This window comes from Chromobacterium haemolyticum DSM 19808 (genome assembly GCF_000711885.1).
Classification (GTDB): Bacteria; Pseudomonadota; Gammaproteobacteria; order Burkholderiales; family Chromobacteriaceae; genus Chromobacterium; species Chromobacterium haemolyticum.
In genome coordinates, this window is record NZ_KL543995.1 from 187,065 (window position 1) to 207,401 (window position 20,337).

Below are 20,337 nucleotides of genomic sequence, written 5' to 3' on the forward strand. Positions count from 1 at the left end.
ACTCGAAATCGGCCCGCGCCGGTTCAATCCTGATCCCGCGCCGCCGCCCGCCGCTTCAACAGCGGCCGGCGGCGGAGGGGGACGGTTGCGCCCAAGGTTTGGGAATGTTGGCTCTACTTTCAGGATCTGTTGACGTTTGTTTTTCTGTTGCGTTCGCTCCCAGGCGGATGCAGCGCGCGAAGCCCGCCTCGCCGCAGTGTCATTCACTGCCAGAGGCGGGCGACAAAGCGAGGCGCCGGCTGGGAGCGAACCCAGGGGCTGACCGGGAAAAGAACCCTCTACGGCGTTGTAAGGCTTGGCCTTGGTTCACCAAGGCCTGCGCCCTCCGCCTTGTAGAACGCACTTTTCTCGGTCAGCGCAGCGAGAAAAACAAACGTCAACAGATCCAAGACACGGAAGCATTATGGAAGAAATTGCCATTATCGGATTAGGTTGCCTGTTTCCAGGCGCCGAAACGCCAGAACAGTACTGGCGCAACCTGCTGGAGCGGCGGGATTGCACCTCGGAATTGAGCCGGGAAGAGCTGGGCGTGGACCCGGCGCTGTATCGCCATCCGGTGCCGGGCACCGCGGACAAGATCGCCTACAACAAGAACGGCCATGTGCGCGGCTTCAAGCTGGACGCCGGCCGCTACCGTCTGCCCGCCGCGCAGTTGGAGGCGCTGGACCCCTTGTTCCAATGGACGCTCTACGCGGCGGAACAGGCGCTGATCGACGCCGGACAGGGCGCCGCCCACAGCGCCGAGGCGCTGGAGCGCTGCGGCCTGATCATCGGCAATATCGGCATGCCCACGCACGCCGGCAAGAAACTGCTCAACGGCTTCTATCAAGGCATCCTGGAGCCCTACGTCCAGGAGCTGCTGCAACGCGACGATTTCCATTTCCGCCAGCCCTGGCAGGCGGAAGGCTTGTCCGATCTCAATCTGATGACCGGCAGCCACAACGCCACGCTGGCGGCCCAGGCGCTGGGCCTGGCCGGCCCCAGCTTCGCGCTGGACGCGGCCTGCGCCTCGGCGCTGTACGCCATCCGCGTGGCCAGCTATTACCTGCAAAGCGGCAAGGCCGATCTGATGCTGGCCGGCGCGGTTTGCCACGCCGACCACATCTATATCGATCATGGCTTCAATGTGCTGCAGGCCTTCCCGGCGGACGGCCAATCGGTGCCGTTCGACCGCAACTCCCAGGGCCTGAAGGCCGGCGAGGGCGCCAGCGTGATCGCGCTCAAGCGCTACGCCGACGCGGTGCGCGACAAGGACCGCATCTACGGCGTGATCGAATCCATAGGCCTGTCCAACGACGGCGGCGCCAAGCACATTCTGGTGCCGGACCTCAACGGCCAGTTGCTGTCGCTGAAACGCGCCTACGACGGCGTGGACAAGAACATCGATTATCTGGAATGCCACGCCACCGGCACCCCGGTGGGCGACCAGGTGGAGCTGGGTTCGGTGGAGACCTTCTTCGCCGATCAGGCGCAGCGGCCGTTGATCGGCGCCAACAAGGGCAATATCGGGCATATGCTGACCGCCTCCGGCATGGCCAGCATTCTCAAGGTGCTGCTGGCGATGCGCAGCGGCGTGATTCCGCCGACGCTGAACGTGGAAGACATGGTCAGCACCCCGGGCGGCCAGCTGGACATCCGCCACGTGGTGCGCGATACCACGCCGTGGCCGCAACGCGGCCAGGCCAAGCGCGCCGGCATCAACGCCTTCGGCTTCGGCGGCGTCAACGGCCACATGGTGCTGCGCGAACACCGCGCCGACGCGCCGGCGGCCGCCTGGCCGCAGCTGCCGGCGGAGCAACAAAGCCTGGCCATTGTCGGCGTGGGCGTGGCCCTGGCCGACACCGAAACCCCGGACGCCTTGCTGCGGACGGTGGCCGAGGGCCGCAGCCACTTCCGTCCGCTGCCGCGCACCCGCTGGCTGGGTCTGGAGGGGCGCGCCGACGTGCTGGGCGCGCGCGGCTACCGTCAGGCCCCGGCGGGCGCCTATATCGAGCAGTTCGATTTCGACTGCAAACGCTTCAAGCTGCCGCCCAAGGTGGTGGGCAGCCATCTGCTGTCGCATTTGTTCCTGATGCCCATCGCCGAGCGCGCCTTCTACGACGCCGGCTATCAGCTGGACGGCCGGAAGCGCAATATCGCCGTCATCGTCGCCGGCGACGTGGACTACAGCTGCTCGCGCTACCAGGCGCGCAACGAAATGGCCTGGCAGGTGCGAGACAGCCTGGCGCACAGCGGCATCTCGCTGAGTGAGGCGCAGACCGCGGCGCTGGAAACCATCGTCAAGGACAGCTTGTTCCCGGAGCCGTATCCGGAGGGCATCACCGGCGGCATCGGCAATGTGGTGGCCAGCCGCATCGCCGCCCACCTGAAGCTGGACGGCCCGGCCTTCTCCTTGTGCGCGCATGAAAACGCCGCCTTCAAGGCGATAGAGCTGGCGCAATTCATGTTGTCCGAGCAATTGGTGGACGCGGTGATCGTCGCCGGCGGCAGCTTCGCCGGCGGCCTGGAAAACGTGTTGTGGGCGCCGCGTCGCGGCGCCGGCCATGTCGACGCGCCGGTGGGCGAGGGCGGCGGCGTGGTGGTGCTCAAGCGCGAGCAGGCGGCGCTGGACGCCAAGGACCGCGTCTACGCGGTGATGCGCGGCCTGGCCATCGGCCACGCCTGCGGCGACAGTACCGAATTCCAACCCGTGGCGGACGCGGTGGCGCGTTCGGCGGCGGCGGCCTTGCGCCAAGCCGGCGCGGATCCGGCGTCGGTGGGGTATCTGGAGCTGAGCGGCGGCGCGCTGGCCAGCGACAACCAGGTGGAGATCGACGGACTGTCCCGGGTTTACCGCGACAGCGGCGCCGCCGCCGGTTCGGTGGCCGCCAACTACGGCCAGCTGGCCTCGGCCCAAGGCATCGTCAGCGTGATCAAGGCCGCGCTCTGCCTGTATAGCCGGCAACTGCCCGGCGCGGCGGCGTTGGCCGCCTATCCGGAGGACGCGCTGCGCGCCGTGTTCCGCGCCGGAGAAACCGGCGCGGCCTGGCTGGCGCCGGCCGGCGGCCTGAGGCTGGCGGCGGTCAACAGCCTGGGCCTGGACCGAGGCTACGCCCACATGATTCTGCAGGAGCCCGGCGAGGCCAATCGCCGGGAAGCCCGGACGCCGACGCCGCCGCAGACGGGCGGTCCGGCCCTGGTCGCCACCGTGCACACCGGCCGCGAACACACCATCGCCGAGATGATAGTCAACGACGCCAACCGCGCGCTGTTCGGCAACGTCACGCCCTGGCGGCGTCCGCAGCCGGCGGCGCAACAGGCGCAGCCGCTGCCCGCCGCCGCCGTGTCGGCGGACAGCGAGGCGCCGGCCTTGCAACGTCAACAGAGCCGGCAGGCGCAAACCCAGCTCAGCTATCTGCAGGCGGAACAGCGCTTCTACCAGCGCATCGCGCAACTGCTGGGCGCCGGCGCGCCGGCCGGCCGGCCCCGCGCGGCCAAGCCCAAGGCGGCGCCGCCGCGTCCACGCCCCTTGTTCGACGAAGCCCAGTTGGTGGAATTGACCGACGGCTCCATCGCCAAGGTGCTGGGCCCGGATTACGCCGAGGCCGACAGTTATCCGATCCGCACCCGCATGCCGTCGCCGCCGTATATGTTCGCCTCGCGCATCACCGCGCTGTCGGCGCAGCCGGGCAAGCTGGAGCCGTGCTTCATTGAGTGGGAGTACGACCTGCATCCCGACGCCTGGTACGTGTCCGACGGACTGGTGCCGGCCTTCGTGTCGCTGGAAGCCTCGCACGCGATGATTGTGGCCTTCACCTATATCGGCTGCGACCAGCTGTTCAAGGGCCAGCTGCGCTACCGGGCGGTGGATAGTCAGACCACGGTCTACGGTCCCTTGCCCAAGGCCGGCGAAGTGCTGCGCGGCCGCGTCAACATCAAGTCCTTCCTCAAGGTGGGCAAGAACGTGCTGATCGCCTACGAGTACCTGTGCTACGTCGGCGATAGGCTGAGCTTCAAGCTGGAGGCTAATTCCGGTTTCTTCCTGCCCAAGGACATCGAAAAGTCCAAGGGGGTCAACACCGCGCCCTATCTGACGGCCAAACAGCCGGCGGAGCCGTTCCAGCCGCCGCTGCGCTGCGGGCGCGATGCCTTCGACAACAGCCATATCGAAGCCCTGCAGCGCGGCGATTTCGTCGCCTGCTTCGGAGACGCCGCCTATGCCGCGCCGCGCGCGCCGCGTTTGTACGCGCCGGCGGCCAAGATGCTGGACCGAGTGGTGTCGATCTCCGCTTCCGGCGGCGCTTTCGGCCTGGGCGAAGCGGTGGCCGAGCGCGACATCGACCCCAGCCATTGGGTGTTCCGCGCCCACTTCAAGAACGACCCGGTGATGCCCGGCACCTTCCTGGTGGAAGGCTGCGAACAGCTGGTCAAGTTCTACCTGTGCTACCTGGGGCTGTACTCCTTGCCGGGACTGGCGCCGCACGCGCTCAGCCCGCACAGCTACAGCGCCAAGTTCCGCGGCGAAGTGAAGTGCGAGGCGGACACCCTGCGTTACCGGCTCACCTGCAAATCCATCCACTGCGACTACCAGGCCGACGGCCAACTGGAGCGGATGGCGCTGGTCTTCGTCGCCGAGATCATTTACCGCGGCAACGTCATCGGCATTTGCGACAACCTAGGCGCCGGCTTCAGCCGCGCGCCGGCAGCGGCGGGCGCATCCGCGCCGGCCCTGACAGCGATAGAGGCATGAATGAACCAAGACAAGCTTTGCGTGGTGCCGCGCTTTGCGGCCCCGGTGTACAAATGGCAGGGCCATGCCGGCAAATTCCAGCAGACGCCGGAACAGGCCCAGGCCCAGCTGCTGGACCTGGCGCGGCCGCTGCACGTGCTGCGCCAGCAGGACGCGGTGTTGCTGGAACCCGCCGGCGGTCTGGCCGGCAACGGCCAGGTGGATTGCCTGGGCATGGTGCCGGCGATGTTGCCGGAGTACTTCGGCGATCCGTCCTTCCTGCATGACTACGGCGTGCGCTTCGCCTACTACGCCGGCGCCATGGCCGGGGGCATCAACTCCGAGGACATGGTGATCGCGCTGGGTTCGCGCCGCATCCTCAGCGCCTTCGGCGCCGGCGGCCTGACGCTGGATCGCATCGGCAGCGCCATCCGCCGCATCAAGCAGGCGCTGCCCAACGGCCCGTACGCCATCAATCTGCTGCACAACCCCAGCCAGCCGGACTGGGAGATGAACTGCGTCAAGCTCTTCATCGAGCAGGACGTCAAAGTGGTGGAGGCTTCGGCCTACGTCAACCTGTCCGCCGCCATCGTCTACTACCGGGTCAAGGGTCTGGAAGCCGGCGACAAGGGCGCGGTGATCCGCCGCAACCGCGTGATCGCCAAGGTGTCGCGCCGCGAAGTGGCGCAGCACTTCCTCAGCCCGGCGCCGGAAAAAATCGTGCGCAAGCTGCTGGCCGACGGCCTGATCAGCGAGCGCCAGGCGGAGCTGGCCAAGAAAGTGCCGATGGCCGACGACATCACCGTGGAGGCGGATTCCGGCGGCCACACCGACAACGGCCTGCTCAGCTGCATCTTCCGCTCCATCGCGGAACTGCGCGACGAAATCTGCGCCGGCCAAGGCTACCCGTTCACGGTGCGCGTCGGCGCCGCCGGCGGCATCGGCAGCCCGCACGCCACGCTGGCGGCGTTCTCGCTGGGCGCGGCCTACGTGGTCACCGGCTCCATCAACCAGGCTTGCGTTGAAGCCGGCACCTCGGACCCGGTCAAGCAATTGCTGGGCAAGGCCAAGATCGCGGACATGGCGATGGCGCCGTCGGCCGACATGTTCGAACTGGGCGCCAAGGTGCAGGTGCTCAAGGGCGGCAGCATGTACGCGGTGCGCGCGCAGAAGCTGCACGGCTTGTACAAGCAGTACCCCGGCCTGGAGCACATCCCGGCTGCCGAAGTGGCCAGCCTGGAACAACAAGTGTTCCGCCAGCCGCTGGCCCAGGTGTGGGCCGACACCGAGGCTTTCTTCGCCGGCCGTGGCAATCAGGCGCTGATAGACGCCGCCAACGCCAATCCCAAGAAAAAGATGGCGCTGCTGTTCCAGTGGTATCTGGGCCAATCCTCGCGCTGGGCGATCTCCGGCGTGGCCGAGCGCGCGGTCGATTACCAGATCTGGTGCGGCGCGGCGATGGGCGCGGCCAACGAGTGGCTGCAGGGCAGCGAACTGGCGCCGGTGGCCAAGCGCAAGGTGGCCGACATCGCGGTGGAGCTGATGGCCGGCGCGGCGTATCTGAGCCGCGTGGCGGCCTTGCGTCAGCTGGGCGTTTTGACGCCGCCGCGGCTGGACCGTTACCGCCCGCTCAGCGCCCGCATGGCGGCGCTGGACGAAGACGACATCGGACCCGAACCCGAATTGAACGACATCCCTTCATCAACCGTAGCACCAACCGCAGCATCACAGGGCAAGCAAGAGGAGAGCAGGAATATGGAAGGCAATACCAAGCTGTCGCTGATCAAGTCCAAGGATTTTTACAAGCAATGCTGGGAGCTGCTGCCGGGCGGCACCCATTACAACTTCGGCGACCCGGAACGGCCGCTGGTGGTGCCGTTCAACCGCGGCCGCAATTCCCGGGTATGGGACCTGGACGGCAACGAGCACCTGGACCTGTTCTGCAAATTCGGCGCGCTTTTCGTCGGCCACCACAACGAGGCCTATAACGAAGCGCTGATCCGCTACATGCAGAAAGTGACCTCGGTGGACACTTGCGACCTGGAGGTCGAAGTCTGCGAACTGATGGTCAAGCACATCCCTTGCGCCGAGATGATCCGCTTCTGCCTGAGCGGCACCGAGGCGGTGCAGAACGCGCTGCGCCTGGCGCGCGGCTTTACCGGCAAGCAGCGTTTCATCCGCTTCCACGGCCACTACCACGGCAACGCCGACAACATCATGGGCGGCCGCAAGCGCCAGGACCTGAGCTTCCCGGTGCCGGAAACCTTCAAGGGCGACCTGCTGGACACCCTGGGCCGCGCCGACGGCGCGCTGGAAGACCAGTCCTTCATGCTGCCGTGGAACGATATTCAGGTGCTGGAAGCCACCATCGAGCGTTACCACAATGAAATCGCCGCAGTGTTGATGGAGCCGATCTGCGTCAACGGCGGCGGCATCTTCCCGCGCGAAGGCTATCTGGAGCGCGCCAAGGAAATCTGCGAGAAGTACAACATCGTGCTGATCTTCGACGAGATCATCACCGGCGTGCGTCTGGGCCTGTCGGGCGCCCAGGGCATCCTCGGCGTCACCCCGCACTTGTCCACCTTCGGCAAGGCGCTGGGCGGCGGTTCGATGCCGATCTCCGCCATCGCCGGCCGTCGCGACATCATGGATCTTTACACCCGCGGCAAAGTGATTCACGCCGGCACCTTCAACGGCTACCCGTTGGGCCTGGCCGCGATCAAGAGCACTTTCGAACTGATCGAACAAGACCCGGGCTGCTACGAGCGGATGGGCCGCTTCACCGAGCAGATCTCCGACACCTTCATCAAGGCCGCCCACGCCAACGATCTGCCGCTGGTGGTGCAGGGCATGCCCACCGCGCTGGTTTACCACTCGCAGGACACCATGGTGGACCGCTCCGAGGGCTATAGCGACAAGGTCAAGTTCTGCGACATCATCATCCGCGAAATCTCCAAGCGCTACGGCATCCAGTTCTCGCCGCTGTCGCGGATCTACTCCAACTTGCTGATGAATCAGGACGACGTGCGCTTCTTCGAGGAACGCATCTTCGACGCCATGGCCAACGCCCGCAAAGTGATCGACATCGCCTTCAAGGAAGGAGAGGTGGCGTGACCCGGCAAGTCGCCGTCGTCACCGGCGCGGCAGGCGGCTTCGGCAGCGCCATCGTCAAGTCGCTGCTGGAAGTGGGCTACGCGGTAGCCGCCACGGATGTGGACGCGGCGGGGCTGGAGCAGCTGGGCCGGGAGCTGGGCTGCCCGGACAGCCTGCGCGGCTTCGTCATGGATGTGACGGATTCCGCCAGCGTGGACGCGGCCAGCGCCGCCATCGTCGAACGCATGGGGGCCAACATCACGGTGCTGGTCAACAACGCCGGCGTCATCGGCCGCGGCTACTGCACGGCGGAGAAGAGCGGCGAGCTGGCGCGACGGGTGTTCGACGTCAACCTCAACGGCGCTTTCAACGCCACCGCGGTGTTTTCCCGCCACATGGCGCGGCTGAAATACGGCCGCATCATCAACATCGCCTCGGTGGCCGGCATCTGGGGCGCGGCCGGCGGGTCGGCGTACGCGGCATCCAAGGCCGGCCTGATCAAGGCGTCGGAGTCTTGGGCGCGGGAGCTGGGGCCGCTGAACATCTGCGTCACCGCGATCGCGCCGGGCATCTGCAAGACCAAGATGCTGGGTCAGTTCGTCGACCGTCAGATGGTGGAGCACTCCGACGAGACCATCGTCAAGTCCATCGTGCCGGTGGGGCGCTGGGGGCTGCCGGAGGACATCGCCGAAGTGGTCACCTTCCTGGCCACCTGCAAGACCAACTATCTGAACGCCACCGTTATTCCCCTGGATGGAGGCATGAGGGTAGGCACCCTGTAAGAACCTGTCCAAGGCTTGCCCCGCTTCGCCGATACGGCGTTGAAACCGGTTTCGCCTTGTATCGCTCTAGCTCGCGAGACTTGGATCAGGTTCTACAACATCGCGAGACGCAGAACCGGGGGCCGGCTATGCCGGGCCCCGGCTGGAATCAACCAAAGGGGACCTCGAAAAGCCGTAGCGAGCACGGAGCAACGCAGCTTTCGGGCCACGCGGTAGGTTTTTCGAGGTCCCCCAAATCAGAGGTGAAGTCATGGATTACCGAGCCAAGACCAGCGTCAAGAACATCGTGCTGACCGGCCCCACCGGCGTGCTGGGGGGCCGTTTGCTGCAGGAAATACTGGCCACCACCGACGCCAACGTCTATTGCGTGGTGCGGGCCGAGAACAAGGACGCCGCGCGCGCCCGCATCGAAGACGTGCTGTATTGCTACGATGAAGGCCGCAAGCTGTCCACCGAGGCCTGGCGCATCATTCCGGTGCTGGGCGACATCAGCCAGCCCATGCTGGGCCTGGACGCCAGCGCCTACCGCGACCTGGCCCACCTGGCGGACCTGGTGCTGCATTGCGCCGCCAACGTCAGCCTGGTGGCCTCCTACAACAAGATCGCCCCGGTCAACGTGGGCGGCACCGCCAACCTGATCGAACTGTGCCTGGCCGGCAAGGCTCCGCTGGTGTTCACCTCCAGCTTCAGCATGGTGGGCGACAAGCTGTATCAGCCGGACTTCGTGCTGCGCGAAACCGATCTGGACGTGGGCCAGGGCTTCGTCAACATGGATTACGAGCGCTCCAAGTTCACCGCCGAGCGCATGGTGCACGAAGCCGGCGAGCGGGGCCTGAACTGGGTCATCGTGCGTCCGGGCAATATCTGGGGCGACAGCCGGACCGGCTGCTACCCGCTGAAGCAGACCAAGGTCAAGGGCATTTACTACGAGATGCTCAAATCGCTGGTGGAAACCGGGCTCACCTTCGCCTCCGACGAAGCCTTCGATATCTCGCCGGTGGACTACGTGGCCCAGGCCACGCTGTTCGCGGCGATGAATCTGCAATCCAGCAATCGCCGCACCTACAACCTGACCAATCCGCGCCCGATCAGCTACGACGGTATCGTCGCCCGCCTGCGCGGCTACGGCTACATCCTGCGCGACGTGCCGTCCAAGGAGTACTTCGAAGCGCTGCAGGAAGGCCGCATACACCGCGGCGGCGCCGGCTACCGTTCCACCTTCACCGATCTGATGGCCATCTTCTACGACGGCAGCGATTGCAAGGAACACGCCAAGTACGACACCAGCGAGATCCAGGAACTGCTGGCCAATACCGACATCCGCTGCCCGGACTCGGACCAGGCACTGTTTGGGCGCTATCTGGACTACGCGTGCAAGGTGGGCTTCCTCAACGCCCCGTCGGCGCAAACCCCGCTGGCGGAAATCAAGCGTCACACCAGCATGGCCGGCGGCTATATGGAGAGCCTGTACGACGCCGACCTGAGCGACGCGGCGGCGGTGCGCTGAGATGCTGGCCGACGAGGAAGCGCTGATTGAAGCGCCGGGGGAGCTCGAAAAACCGTCGCGAGCGGTTCGAGAGCAAGACGCACCGCGCGCAGCGACCGAGATAGTACAAGGAGTACAGCGAGGGAGCCTGTGGCTGAACGAGGCTGTCGCCTCGCACGCCAACGGAGCAACGCAGCTATCGGACCGCGCAGCAGGTTTTTCGAGGTCCCCACCGGCCGCGGAACTGCTGCTGGACTACCAGGTGCTAAGCAACGGCGAGCCGATAGGCCGGCTGCGCACCGAGCGCCGCCGCGGCTGGCTGGACGATCTGCCGGTGCTGCAGGTCAGCAACCGCATGGACCTGCGCTGCAGCGGCCTGTGGTTCGACTACTCGCTGCAATCGGACGAGAGCATGGACTTCGGCGCCGACGGCCTGTGCCGTTACGCCGGCGTCTCCGACGAGGACGGCGACAAGACCGTGATCAAGGGCCGGCTGCGTCAGGGCGTGCTGACCCTGCGCCTGCACGACGGTCAGCTGGAAGTGCGCCGCTTCAAGCTGGGCGATTTCGACGCCAGCAGCGAAGACGCCGCCGAGCGCTTTCTCGTCGGCGGTGGGTCCGAGGCCACGCTGCGGGTGCTGGATCTGGAGCACTTCGACATCGACGAAGTCCGCTATCAGCGGCTGCCGGACGAAACGCTGGACCTGCTGGGCCAGCCGCGGCGGACGAGGGTGGTGGCCTATCAATCCAAACGGCGCAAGATCAGCGGCACCGGCTGGTATCTGTCCGACGACGGCGGCGAAGTGCTGGTGCGCCAAAGCAGCCGCGAACGCGGCGACCACAACGAAGTGATATTGACCCATTGGGAAAGCAAACCATGCCAAATCAAGACTTAGCCGTCACCCTGGTGCAAAGCGACATCGCTTGGGAGTCGGTGGATCAGAACCTGCAGCGGATGGAGCGCCACCTGAGCGCGGTGAACGACAGCCAGTTGATCGTGCTGCCGGAAATGTTCACCACCGGCTTTAGCATGCGGCCGGAAAAGATAGCCGAAACCATGGACGGCAAGGCGGTGCAATGGCTGCGCGACACCGCGCGCGCCAAACGCGCCGACCTAGTGGGCAGCGTGGCGATAGAAGACCAGGGCCGCTACTACAACCGCCTGTTGTGGGCCAAGGCAGACGGCAGCCTGTTCAGCTACGACAAGAAGCATCTGTTCAGCTTCGCCGGCGAGCACGAGCACTACACCCCCGGCGACGCGCCGCTGATCGTCAAGGTGGACGGCTGGTCCGTGGCCGCCTTCGTCTGCTACGACCTGCGTTTCCCGGTCTGGTCGCGCAACAACAAGAGCCAATACGACCTGGCGCTCTACATCGCCAGCTGGCCGGAACGCCGGGCCAAGCACTGGCAAACGCTGCTGCCGGCGCGGGCGATAGAAAACCAGGCCTTCGTCATCGGCGTCAACCGCGTGGGCGTGGACGGCAACGACATCCGCTACAGCGGCGACTCCATGCTGATAGACCCGCTGGGCGACACCCTCTACCACGGCCGCCAGCTGGAAAGCGTGTATCAGGCCAAGCTGTCGCGCGCGCAGCTGGACGATGTGCGCGCTCAGTTTCCTTTCCTGAAGGATGCGGACCGTTATCAACTCGTTTGACAGGGCGGCGGCAGTGAAAAGAGGCGGATAAGCCCTGCGGCTGCGCGGGGTTTTCTGCTGCTTAGGTTCTCCTTCGGCTCCTACGGAAAGTGAAATGCACCAAGCCACAACAAGAGAAAAAGTCATCGAATTCCAATCGGTGACCAAGCGCTTCAACGACTACACCGCGGTCAACGACGTGTCGCTGGACATCTACCGCGGCGAATTCGTCGCCCTGCTGGGCCCCAACGGCGCCGGCAAGACCACGTTGGTGGAAATGCTGGAGGGGCTGAAGCAACCGGAGGCCGGCTCCATCCGCATCCTGGGCCGCAGCTGGCAGCAGGACGAAAGCTATCTGCGCCACCGGCTGGCCGGGGTGCTGCAGGAGTCCTTGTTCATCAACAAGCTGCGGGTGGACGAAACCGTCAACCTGTTCGCCAGCTTCTACGGCCGGCCGCGCAGCCGCGCCTACGAGGTGCTGGAACTGGTGGAGCTGATCCCCAAGCGCAAGGTCATGGTGGAAGGGTTGTCCGGCGGCCAGCGTCAGCGGCTGGCCCTGGCCATCTCCATTCTCAATCAGCCGGAAATCCTGATTCTGGACGAACCCACCACCGGCCTGGACCCGCAAGTGCGGCGCGGCACCTGGGATATCCTGCGCAAGCTCAACAAGGAGCTGGGCTCCACCATGTTGCTGACCACCCACTACATGGAAGAAGCCGAATACCTGTGCGACCGCATCTGCATCATGCATCAGGGCCGCATCCTGACCCAGGGCACGCTGGACGAACTGCTGGCGGCGCACGAGCCGGGCGAAGTGGTGGAATACCGGGTGAAGAGCGGCGCCGGCGGCGCCGAACCCAAGCACAAGGACAACATCATCAGCTACAGCTACGACCAGGCATCCGCCAAGGCGCGGCTGCTGGTGCGCAACGGCTCCGCCTTCCTGTTCCGCCTGTCCGAGTTCATCCGCGAACAACAAATCGACATCGACGAAATCATCGTGCGCAAAAAAACGCTGGATGATTTATTCCTGTCACTGGCCGGCCGAGGTTTCCATGAATAACGCCTTGCTCAATCTGATCATCACCCAATTCCGCCAATACCTGCGCGAGCCGCAAATCCTGTTCTGGTCCTTTGGCTTCCCGCTGCTGCTGGTGTGGTTGCTGGGCGTGTCCTTCTCCGGCGGCGAAATCAAGGAACGGACCATAGGCGTGGTGCTGCCGGCCAATGTGCAGGAACAGGCCGCGGTGCGCGCCTGGATCAGCAAGGTGGAAGCCCGCAACCAGCCGCTGTCCAGCGTCATCAACGCCGACGAGATCAAGCGCGGCCACCTGATCCGCATGAAATACCGCTTCCAGTACTACCCGGACCGGGAATCGGTGCTGCGCGGCCTCAAGCGAGGCGACGTGCAAGTGTTCATGGAACCCAGCGCCGACAGCGGCAAACGCATCTACTACCTGGACCCGCAGAACAACGAGGCGCTGCTGACTTACTTCTTCCTCGGCGACGACTCGGACGCGCTAAGCCAGGCGGTGGACAAGAATATGTCGGTGCTGGACAGCCCCGGCCTGCGCTATATCGACTTCCTGGTGCCCGGCCTGGTGGCGATGGCGGTGATGGAAACCTGCCTGATCGCCGTCGGCTGGTCGCTGATCGAAAAGCGCGCCACCCGCGTCACCCGGCAGATGCGCATCACCCCGATGCGCAAGACCGATTTTCTGCTGGCCCATGTGCTGGCCTGCCTGGTGTTCAGCCTGCTGGAGACCCTGGTGCTGTATCTGTTCGCCAGCAGTTATTTCGACGTGCACGCCCAGGGCGGGGCGCTGCCCTTCATCGTGCTGCTGCTGGCCGGCAATGTCTGCTTCGCCGGCATCGCCATACTGGCCGCCTCGCGCGCCACCAAGGCGCAGACCGCCAACGGCCTGCTGGAGATGACCATTCTGTTCCTAGTGATCTTTTCCGGCATCTTCTTCAGCTACAAGCACTTCCCGGACTGGATGGTGTCGGTGATCGAGGTGCTGCCGCTGACCATACTCGCCGACGGCATGCGCATGATTTTCGTCGAGGGGGCCGGGGTGCTGGAAATCGCCCGTTCGGCGGTGGTGCTCACGCTGATCGGCATTGCCGGCTTCGTCAGCGGCGCGCGGGTGTTCCGCTGGTACTAGGGGCATGAGGCATCCGCTGCGCGGATGATGGTTTTGATTGCCGGGGCTGCCCGGCGAGCAGGGAGAGGATATTTGCTTGGCCAAATATCCTCTCCACTCCTAAAGGCCACCCTGCAAGCCTGGCCTGCGGCTTCCCGCCGGGGCCCGTCAGACCCGAGGCGCGGCTGAACTCGCGATTTGCTAACGTCAAATCGCTCAGACAAAGCAGCCGCTTAAGACCTCGGGCCTGGCACCCGTCGGCAGTCTTGAAGGGACCTGGGGCGCGTCGGATTCGTGTTTGTCTTCGCACCCAACAAGCGACTAAGGGCGCATCACTTGAGTCACTCGCCAGGCTGCAGGAGCAGGGGAGCCGCTGTGGCTGCAGCGCCATGAACGCATTGAAAGGAGGAAGGGTAGTGAAACGCTTGATCCTCGCCCTATTGGGCATCGCCATGCTGTCCTTGCTGACGGCCTGCGAACTGGACGACGACGGCAAGCCGCGCGGCAGCCAGGTGCTGTGGGACCGCAGCGGCGTGCCGCACATCTACGCCGCTCGCGCCGACAGCCTGGCCTACGCCTTCGGCCGCGCCCAGATGCAGGCGCATCCGGAGTTGCTGCTGAGGCTGTACGCCCAGGGCCGCGGCCGCGGCGCTGAGTACTACGGCGCGGTGTTCGAGGCCGGCGAACCCTTTCCCAGCAATATGGCGGAAGTAGACCGCCTAGTGCGCGCCATGGGTTTCCCCGAGCGCTCCAAACAATGGCTGCAACAGCAAAGCCCGCGCATGCGCGCCTACCTGGACGCCTTCGTCGCCGGCGTCAACGACCAGGCCGCGGCCAGTGGCGGCCTGAGCCCGGCGGCGCGCGCGGTGTTGCCGGTGCGCAGCGAAGATGTGCTGGCCCACACCCTGCGCATCTTCTTCAGCTATCTGAGCGGCGCCACCGCCACCGGCGCGGCCAATTGCTCGCTGATCTACCCGGACGCGGTGGCCACGCCCGTCAATCTGATCGGCGGCTCCAACGGCTGGGCGCTGGGGCCGGCCAAGAGCCGTTCCGGCAACGCCATGCTGCTGGCCAACCCGCATTTGCTGTGGGGCGGCAGCCACACCTGGTTCGAAGCCCAGTTCAAGAGCCCGGAATACGATATCTACGGCGCCACCCTGGTGGGCCTGCCGGTGATGCGCATCGGCTTCAACCAGCGGCTGGGCTGGGTGCATACCGTCAACACCCAGGACGGCTGCGACCTCTATCAACTCAAGCTCAGCGGCCGGCAATACCTGCTGGACGGCGTGGCGCGCGATTTCGAAACCAAGCGCGAAACCCTGTATATCCGCCAGCCGGACGGCAGCCTGCAAGCCGAGCAACTGACCTTGCGCCGCGCCGAGCAGGGCCCGGTGTTCGACAAGGACGGCCAGAGCTACGCGCTGCGCATCGTCGGCGTCGACCAGCTCCAGACACCCGGCGTGCTGGAACAATGGTGGGACATGGCGCAGGCGCCTGACTTCCTGGCCTTCCGCAAGGTGGTGGCGCGGCTGCAAAATCCTTACCACAACATTATCTACGCCGACGCCCAGCGCAATATCTGGGCGGCCTTCGGCGGCCTGACCCCGCGTCGAGCCGGCGGCGACGCCGCCTACTGGGCGCAGCCGGTGGACGGCAGCCGCAGCGATCTGATCTGGCGCCAGGCGCTGCGCCTGGACGAATTGCCGCAGGCGACGAATCCGGCCAGCGGCTGGGTGCAAAACTCCAACAGCGCGCCCTGGTATATGAGCAAGCCGGCGCTGGACCCGGCCGCCTACGCCGCTTATCTGTCGCCGCGGATCTCGCCCTTGCTGCGCGAACAGCGCGGCATCGAGCTGATCGAACAGACTCCAAGCTTCACGCTGGATACGCTGCTGAGCGCCAAGCACGACACCCGGCTGCTGCTGGCGGACCGGGTGCTGGACGATTTGATCGGCTATGCGCGCGCTTCCGGCGACGCCGGCCTGATTGCCGCGGCGCAGGTGCTGGCCCAATGGGACCGGCGCAGCGACGCCGCCAGCAAGGGCGCGGTGCTGTTCGCCGCCTGGGTGGCGGCCTCCGGCGGCGAAGACGCCTTGCCTTACCGGCAGAAGGCGGACCCTGCGCAGCCTTACAGCACGCCGGCCGGCCTGCGCGACGCCGGTTTCGCGCTGAGCAAGCTGGGCGCGGCGGTCCAGGGGTTGCAACAAGCCGGCGTGCCGCTGGACGTCGCCTTTGGCGAAGTGTACCGGCTGCGGCGCGGCCCCGCCGGCGGCGCGGCGCGGCTGGACCAGCCGGCCAGCGGCGGCGCCGAGGGCCTGGGGGCTTTCCGCACCTTCAGCTATATCGGCGATAGCGACGGCCGCCAGCGCGTCATCTTCGGCGACACGTTCACCGCGCTGGTGGAGTTTGGCCGGCCGCTGCGCGCCAAGGTGATCAATACCTATGGCAACAGCAGCCTGCCGCAATCGCCTTACTACGGCGACCAGTTGCCGCTGGCGGCGCAAAACGGCATGCGCGACGCCTTGCTCAAGCGCGAGCAGGTGGAGGCGGCGCTGGCCAAGCGCGAGTGGTTCCGCCGCTAGCCGGCCGGCAAACAGGCCGGAGGCGGGCAAGCGCCTCCGGCTCCGCATGACGAGAGACTAGGTTTGCGCCATTGAGTCCGGGCTGGCACAATGGCGCCGTTGTCATTGGGGAGTAGCCATCTTCGGCCCCGCCGAAGAGGCCGCGTCAACAAACTTGAGGAGCTTTCCTCATGGCGCGGTCAGCGGCCGGCATTGCCGGCGCCGCCAAGCGAGACCTTTGGCCACGATGCGTTTGCCGCCGGGCAAGCCGCGTCGTTGCGCCATTGTCCATTCGCTTGCCCGGCCCAAGACCATCCATGCTGTTGACCCTGTTGTTTCTGCTCGGCCTAGCCGTCCTGATCTATCTATCCTGTCAATACTTCGTCAACGCCATCGAATGGTGCGGACGCCACCTGAACCTGGGCGCCAGCGCCGTAGGCACCGTGCTCGCCGCTTTCGGCACCGCCTTGCCGGAGAGCGCGGTGACTTTGACCGCAATGGCCTTTGGCGACACGCCGCAACATAAGGACATCGGCGTCGGCGCGGCCTTGGGCGGGCCGCTGGTGCTGGCCACGCTGGCTTACGCGGTGGTGGGCTTTGCCCTGTGGCGCAACCGCAGCCGGCTGGGACGCGGCGATTATTTGCTGCGCGTCGATCATCGTCGGCTGGCCGGCGACCAGTTGGCCTTCCTGTTCGTCTTCGCCCTGAAGGTGGCGCTGGGCTTGGTGGCCTTCGCCGTCAAGCCCTGGCTGGGCGTGCTGTTTCTGGCCGCTTACGCAGCCTATGTCTGGCGCGAGATCCGCAGCGCGGACACCGCGCCGGAAGAGGAGGATCTGGAAGCCTTGAAGCTGCGCGCCGGAGGCGGCCTGGGCTGGGCGGCGACGCAGGCCTTGTTGGCCCTGACGGTGATCGCGGTAGCGGCGCACGGCTTTGTCGCGCAGCTGGAAGCGCTGGCCGGCCATTGGGGCGTGGCGCCGCATTTGGTGGCCTTGCTGCTGAGCCCGGTGGCCACCGAGCTGCCGGAAATCATGAATGCGCTGATCTGGCTGCGTCAGGGCAAGGAGCGTTTGGCCTTGGCCAATATTTCCGGCGCCATGATGATTCAGGCGACGATTCCCAGCGCTTTCGGCCTGTTCTTTACCCCGTGGATGTTCGATAGCGTCTTGCTGTGGTCCGGCCTGGCCACGATGGCCGCGATTGCAGGGTTGTGGCTGTTGTTCCGCCGCGGCAGCGTGGACGGCCGCTGGCTGCTGGGCGCGGGCGCGGTGTATCTGGTGTTTGCCGGCTGTCTGGTGTGAGCCGGGTTGAGCGCTTGCTCAACGCCGTATCGTCAAAGCGCGCAGGCGCCGGCCGGCGCTTTGGCGGAACGGGGACGGGCCGGGCTGTGAACCTCTACGCTGTCGGAGTTGGTGTGGCAGTGTTCCAGCCACCGCTCCTGTGCCGGCGCGCTGGCATGGCGATAGCGGTGCGGGGCTTTGGCTTGAACCGGGGAGGCAGACAGGGTCAGGCTGAGGCCCAGAAAGCCGGCGATGCGCCGCCGGATCGGCATGCGGAACTGAGCTGGATTTTTTCTGTCATTCGATTGTTTAATGATTCATTAAAGCTGCTTGAATCTGTCCATGATGCTTTGGCGTGTCGATGCAATGAATTCAAGCCAAAAAAATAGGTACTACATTTTAGTTCATTGTCATTTTGCGGGTAAGGACAATGCGCATCGGGGGAACTAAACCGCGATGGCCGGCCGTGTCATCGGCCGCGTCGTCATACCGATCTGGGGATGGAACTATGGATTATTTCGCGCAGCGGCGCGCCTTGCTGGCGGCCTTGGCCGCCTCGCCTTTGATTTTGGGTTGTGCGCGTCCGCCCTTGCGAGTGCCGGGTGATGCGCCGACGGCGCGGCAGCTGGCGGAGCTGGAACGCAATGCGGGCGGCCGCATCGGCGTGTTCGCGCAAGAGGTGGACAGCGGGCGGAGCCTGGCCTATCGCGCCAATGAGCGCTTTCCGATGTGCAGCACTTTCAAGTTACTGCTGGTGGGGGCCCTGTTGCAGCGCAGCGCGACGCAGCCGGACTTGTTGTATCGCCATGTCAGTTACCGGCGGGAGCAGTTGATCGATTATTCGCCTATCGCCGAACAGTATGTGGAGCAGGGCATGTCGGTGAAAGACCTGTGCGACGCGGCGATGCGCTTCAGCGATAACACCGCCGCCAATTTGTTGCTGGAGGAATTGGGCGGGCCGCAGGAAGTGAACCGTTTCGCCCGCTCGCTGGGCGATGGCCTGACTCGTCTGGATCGGATCGAGCCGGAACTGAACCGCGCCGAGCCGGGCGATCCGCGCGACACCACCACGCCGGCGGCGATGACGGCCAATCTGCATGCCTTGCTGTTTTCCCCGTTATTGCCGGAGCGGCAGCGCGGGCTGTTGAACGACTGGCTGCTGGGCAACACCACCGGCAACCTGCGCATCCGGGCCGGTTTGCCGGCGGAGTGGCGGGTGGGGGACAAGACCGGCAGCGGCGGCCACGGCGCCGCCAACGATGTGGCCGTGGCCTGGCGGCCGGGCAAGTCGCCGTTGTTGCTGTCGGTGTTTTACTGGGGATCGCCGGCGATGATGGATGAGCGCAACGCGGTGATTGCCGCGGTGGCGAGGGTGGCCGCCGCCGAGTTTGCTTGAGCTGCCGCGCGTGGCGGGCAATCCTGCCGGAATGAAAAACGCCGCAACCTTGGTTGCGGCGTTTTTGCGCGCGGATCTACGAGCCTGTTCAAAGTCTCGCGAGCAAGAGCGAGACAAGGCGAAAACGGCTGAGAAAGCGGAATGGTCAAGTGGTACATGAGCATTTTGAGCTGGTACTCACCGTGCAAGGCTTCACGAAGCGCCGCAGACTTTGAACAAGCTCTAAGGCAAGCGCGCCGGCTCCACCACGATGCCGGCGCGCAGGCCGGGCTTGACCGTGGGATTGGGAAACAGAATGCGCTCCTCGCCGCCGACGGCCACGTAGCGGTGCTCACCGTCCTCGGCAATCAGGAAACCATCCGGCAGCGCGGTGAAGTTCTCCACGTCGTCGGCCAGGTGCAGGCGGAAAGCCTCGCTGTGTTTGACGATGTCGTACTTGGCCTGGAACAACGGCAGGTCGCCGTCGCGGTAGCCGGGCAGTTCTTGTTCCGGCTCGGACAGCAGCCGGCGCAGCGCCTGGTCGATGCCGGCGAAGCGGGACAGGTCGTTCTGGCCAAACGGCCGCGCCTTGCCCAGCTCCAGCGTGAAGGCGTCCGCCTGGCAGTGGCGGCTGGTGAAGTAACTGAAGGTGTTGGCCGGCTGGCTGTGCAGCAGCACGGTTTCCACCTGGCAGCTTTTCAGCCAGGCCAGTTGCTCGCGGCTGTGCAGGCGTTCGTGGATATACGGATAGATGGCGAACTTCTCAAACACGGAGCCGCGGATGGCGGTGTGCAGATCGTAATGCCAGCGGCGGCCGCGGGCGGAGGCGAAGAAGCCCGCCGCGGCCTGTTCCAGCCTCGCCGCGCGCGCCGCTTCGCGCGCGTCCGGTTGGCGCGCGTGAGCGCCGTTGAACAGCCGGTTCATGTCGTAATCCAGATAACGCTTGCCCAGCCGCATTGCGTCCAGATTGCCGAAGATCACCAACAGCCGGCAGCGCAGCGTCAGCTTGCCGCCGGCGATATCGGCCAGGATGGCGTTGAGCACCTCTATCGGCGCGGTTTCATTGCCGTGCACGCCGCTGGACAGCAGTAGGGAGTCGTCGGCGGCGTCGACGGGCTCCAGTTCTACGACACCGTAGTCCAGCCAGCGCGCCCGCACGCCTGAGTGGAGCAGCCATTCGGCGGAGGCCGAGGAGGCGGGGTTCATGGTCCAGGACAGAAAATCGTGGTGATGCTCGCGCATGGGCTGGCTCGTGCTTGCGGCTAGTGATGACCGG

General features: G+C 65.6%; 13 protein-coding genes and 1 riboswitch. Of the genes, 11 read left to right on the forward strand and 2 right to left on the reverse strand.

Annotation, left to right across the window (positions count from 1 at the left end; translation table 11 throughout):
• Positions 1 to 403: 403 nt before the first annotated feature.
• The 10 genes from BR71_RS20515 to BR71_RS25035 all read left to right on the forward strand — a co-directional run bounded on the left by BR71_RS20515 (position 404) and on the right by BR71_RS25035 (position 17,707).
• Positions 404 to 4,729: a hotdog fold thioesterase gene (locus BR71_RS20515; protein ID WP_043641640.1), complete on the forward strand. Its 4,326-nt coding sequence runs from the start codon at positions 404 to 406 to the stop codon at positions 4,727 to 4,729.
• The gene (locus BR71_RS20520; protein WP_081862771.1) at positions 4,730 to 7,822 is read left to right on the forward strand and encodes a PfaD family polyunsaturated fatty acid/polyketide biosynthesis protein; all 3,093 of its coding nucleotides are present in this window, start codon (positions 4,730 to 4,732) and stop codon (positions 7,820 to 7,822) included.
• Positions 7,819 to 8,583, forward strand: a complete 765-nt coding sequence (locus BR71_RS20525) for an SDR family NAD(P)-dependent oxidoreductase (RefSeq protein ID WP_043641641.1) — start codon at positions 7,819 to 7,821, stop codon at positions 8,581 to 8,583. Before BR71_RS20520 ends, BR71_RS20525 begins: the two co-directional genes overlap by 4 nt.
• Positions 8,584 to 8,833: 250 nt before the next feature.
• A complete protein-coding gene (locus BR71_RS20530; protein WP_043641643.1) occupies positions 8,834 to 10,090 on the forward strand; it encodes an SDR family oxidoreductase in 1,257 nt (418 codons plus the stop codon).
• Positions 10,091 to 10,331: 241 nt separating this feature from the next.
• Positions 10,332 to 10,964, forward strand: a complete 633-nt coding sequence (locus tag BR71_RS20535) for a hypothetical protein (protein WP_156039073.1) — start codon at positions 10,332 to 10,334, stop codon at positions 10,962 to 10,964.
• The gene (locus tag BR71_RS20540) at positions 10,946 to 11,725 is read left to right on the forward strand and encodes an amidohydrolase (RefSeq protein ID WP_043641646.1); all 780 of its coding nucleotides are present in this window, start codon (positions 10,946 to 10,948) and stop codon (positions 11,723 to 11,725) included. The genes BR71_RS20535 and BR71_RS20540 overlap by 19 nt, the downstream gene beginning before the upstream one ends.
• 94 nt (positions 11,726 to 11,819) lie before the next feature.
• Positions 11,820 to 12,767 (forward strand): ABC transporter ATP-binding protein, encoded by a 948-nt coding sequence (locus tag BR71_RS20545; protein ID WP_043641647.1) that lies wholly within the window; start codon positions 11,820 to 11,822, stop codon positions 12,765 to 12,767.
• Entirely contained in the window at positions 12,760 to 13,869 is a 1,110-nt protein-coding gene (locus BR71_RS20550) for an ABC transporter permease (protein ID WP_043641649.1), read from the forward strand. The genes BR71_RS20545 and BR71_RS20550 overlap by 8 nt, the downstream gene beginning before the upstream one ends.
• Before the next feature lie 395 nt (positions 13,870 to 14,264).
• The gene (locus tag BR71_RS20555; RefSeq protein WP_052370926.1) at positions 14,265 to 16,430 is read left to right on the forward strand and encodes a penicillin acylase family protein; all 2,166 of its coding nucleotides are present in this window, start codon (positions 14,265 to 14,267) and stop codon (positions 16,428 to 16,430) included.
• Between the two features lie 95 nt (positions 16,431 to 16,525).
• Positions 16,526 to 16,670, forward strand: a riboswitch (yybP-ykoY riboswitch).
• Between the two features lie 56 nt (positions 16,671 to 16,726).
• Positions 16,727 to 17,707: a sodium:calcium antiporter gene (locus tag BR71_RS25035; protein WP_043641651.1), complete on the forward strand. Its 981-nt coding sequence runs from the start codon at positions 16,727 to 16,729 to the stop codon at positions 17,705 to 17,707.
• Between the two features lie 32 nt (positions 17,708 to 17,739).
• Here BR71_RS25035 and BR71_RS20565 read toward each other — a convergent pair whose 3' ends face one another.
• A complete protein-coding gene (locus BR71_RS20565) occupies positions 17,740 to 17,958 on the reverse strand; it encodes a DUF3761 domain-containing protein (protein WP_043641652.1) in 219 nt (72 codons plus the stop codon).
• Between the two features lie 236 nt (positions 17,959 to 18,194).
• Between BR71_RS20565 and blaCHA the strand changes: the two genes are divergently transcribed.
• A complete protein-coding gene (blaCHA, locus tag BR71_RS20570) occupies positions 18,195 to 19,082 on the forward strand; it encodes a CHA family extended-spectrum class A beta-lactamase (protein WP_043641653.1) in 888 nt (295 codons plus the stop codon).
• 222 nt (positions 19,083 to 19,304) lie between these two features.
• Here blaCHA and astE read toward each other — a convergent pair whose 3' ends face one another.
• Entirely contained in the window at positions 19,305 to 20,303 is a 999-nt protein-coding gene (gene astE / locus BR71_RS20575; protein ID WP_156039074.1) for a succinylglutamate desuccinylase, read from the reverse strand.
• Between the last annotated feature and the right edge of the window lie 34 nt (positions 20,304 to 20,337).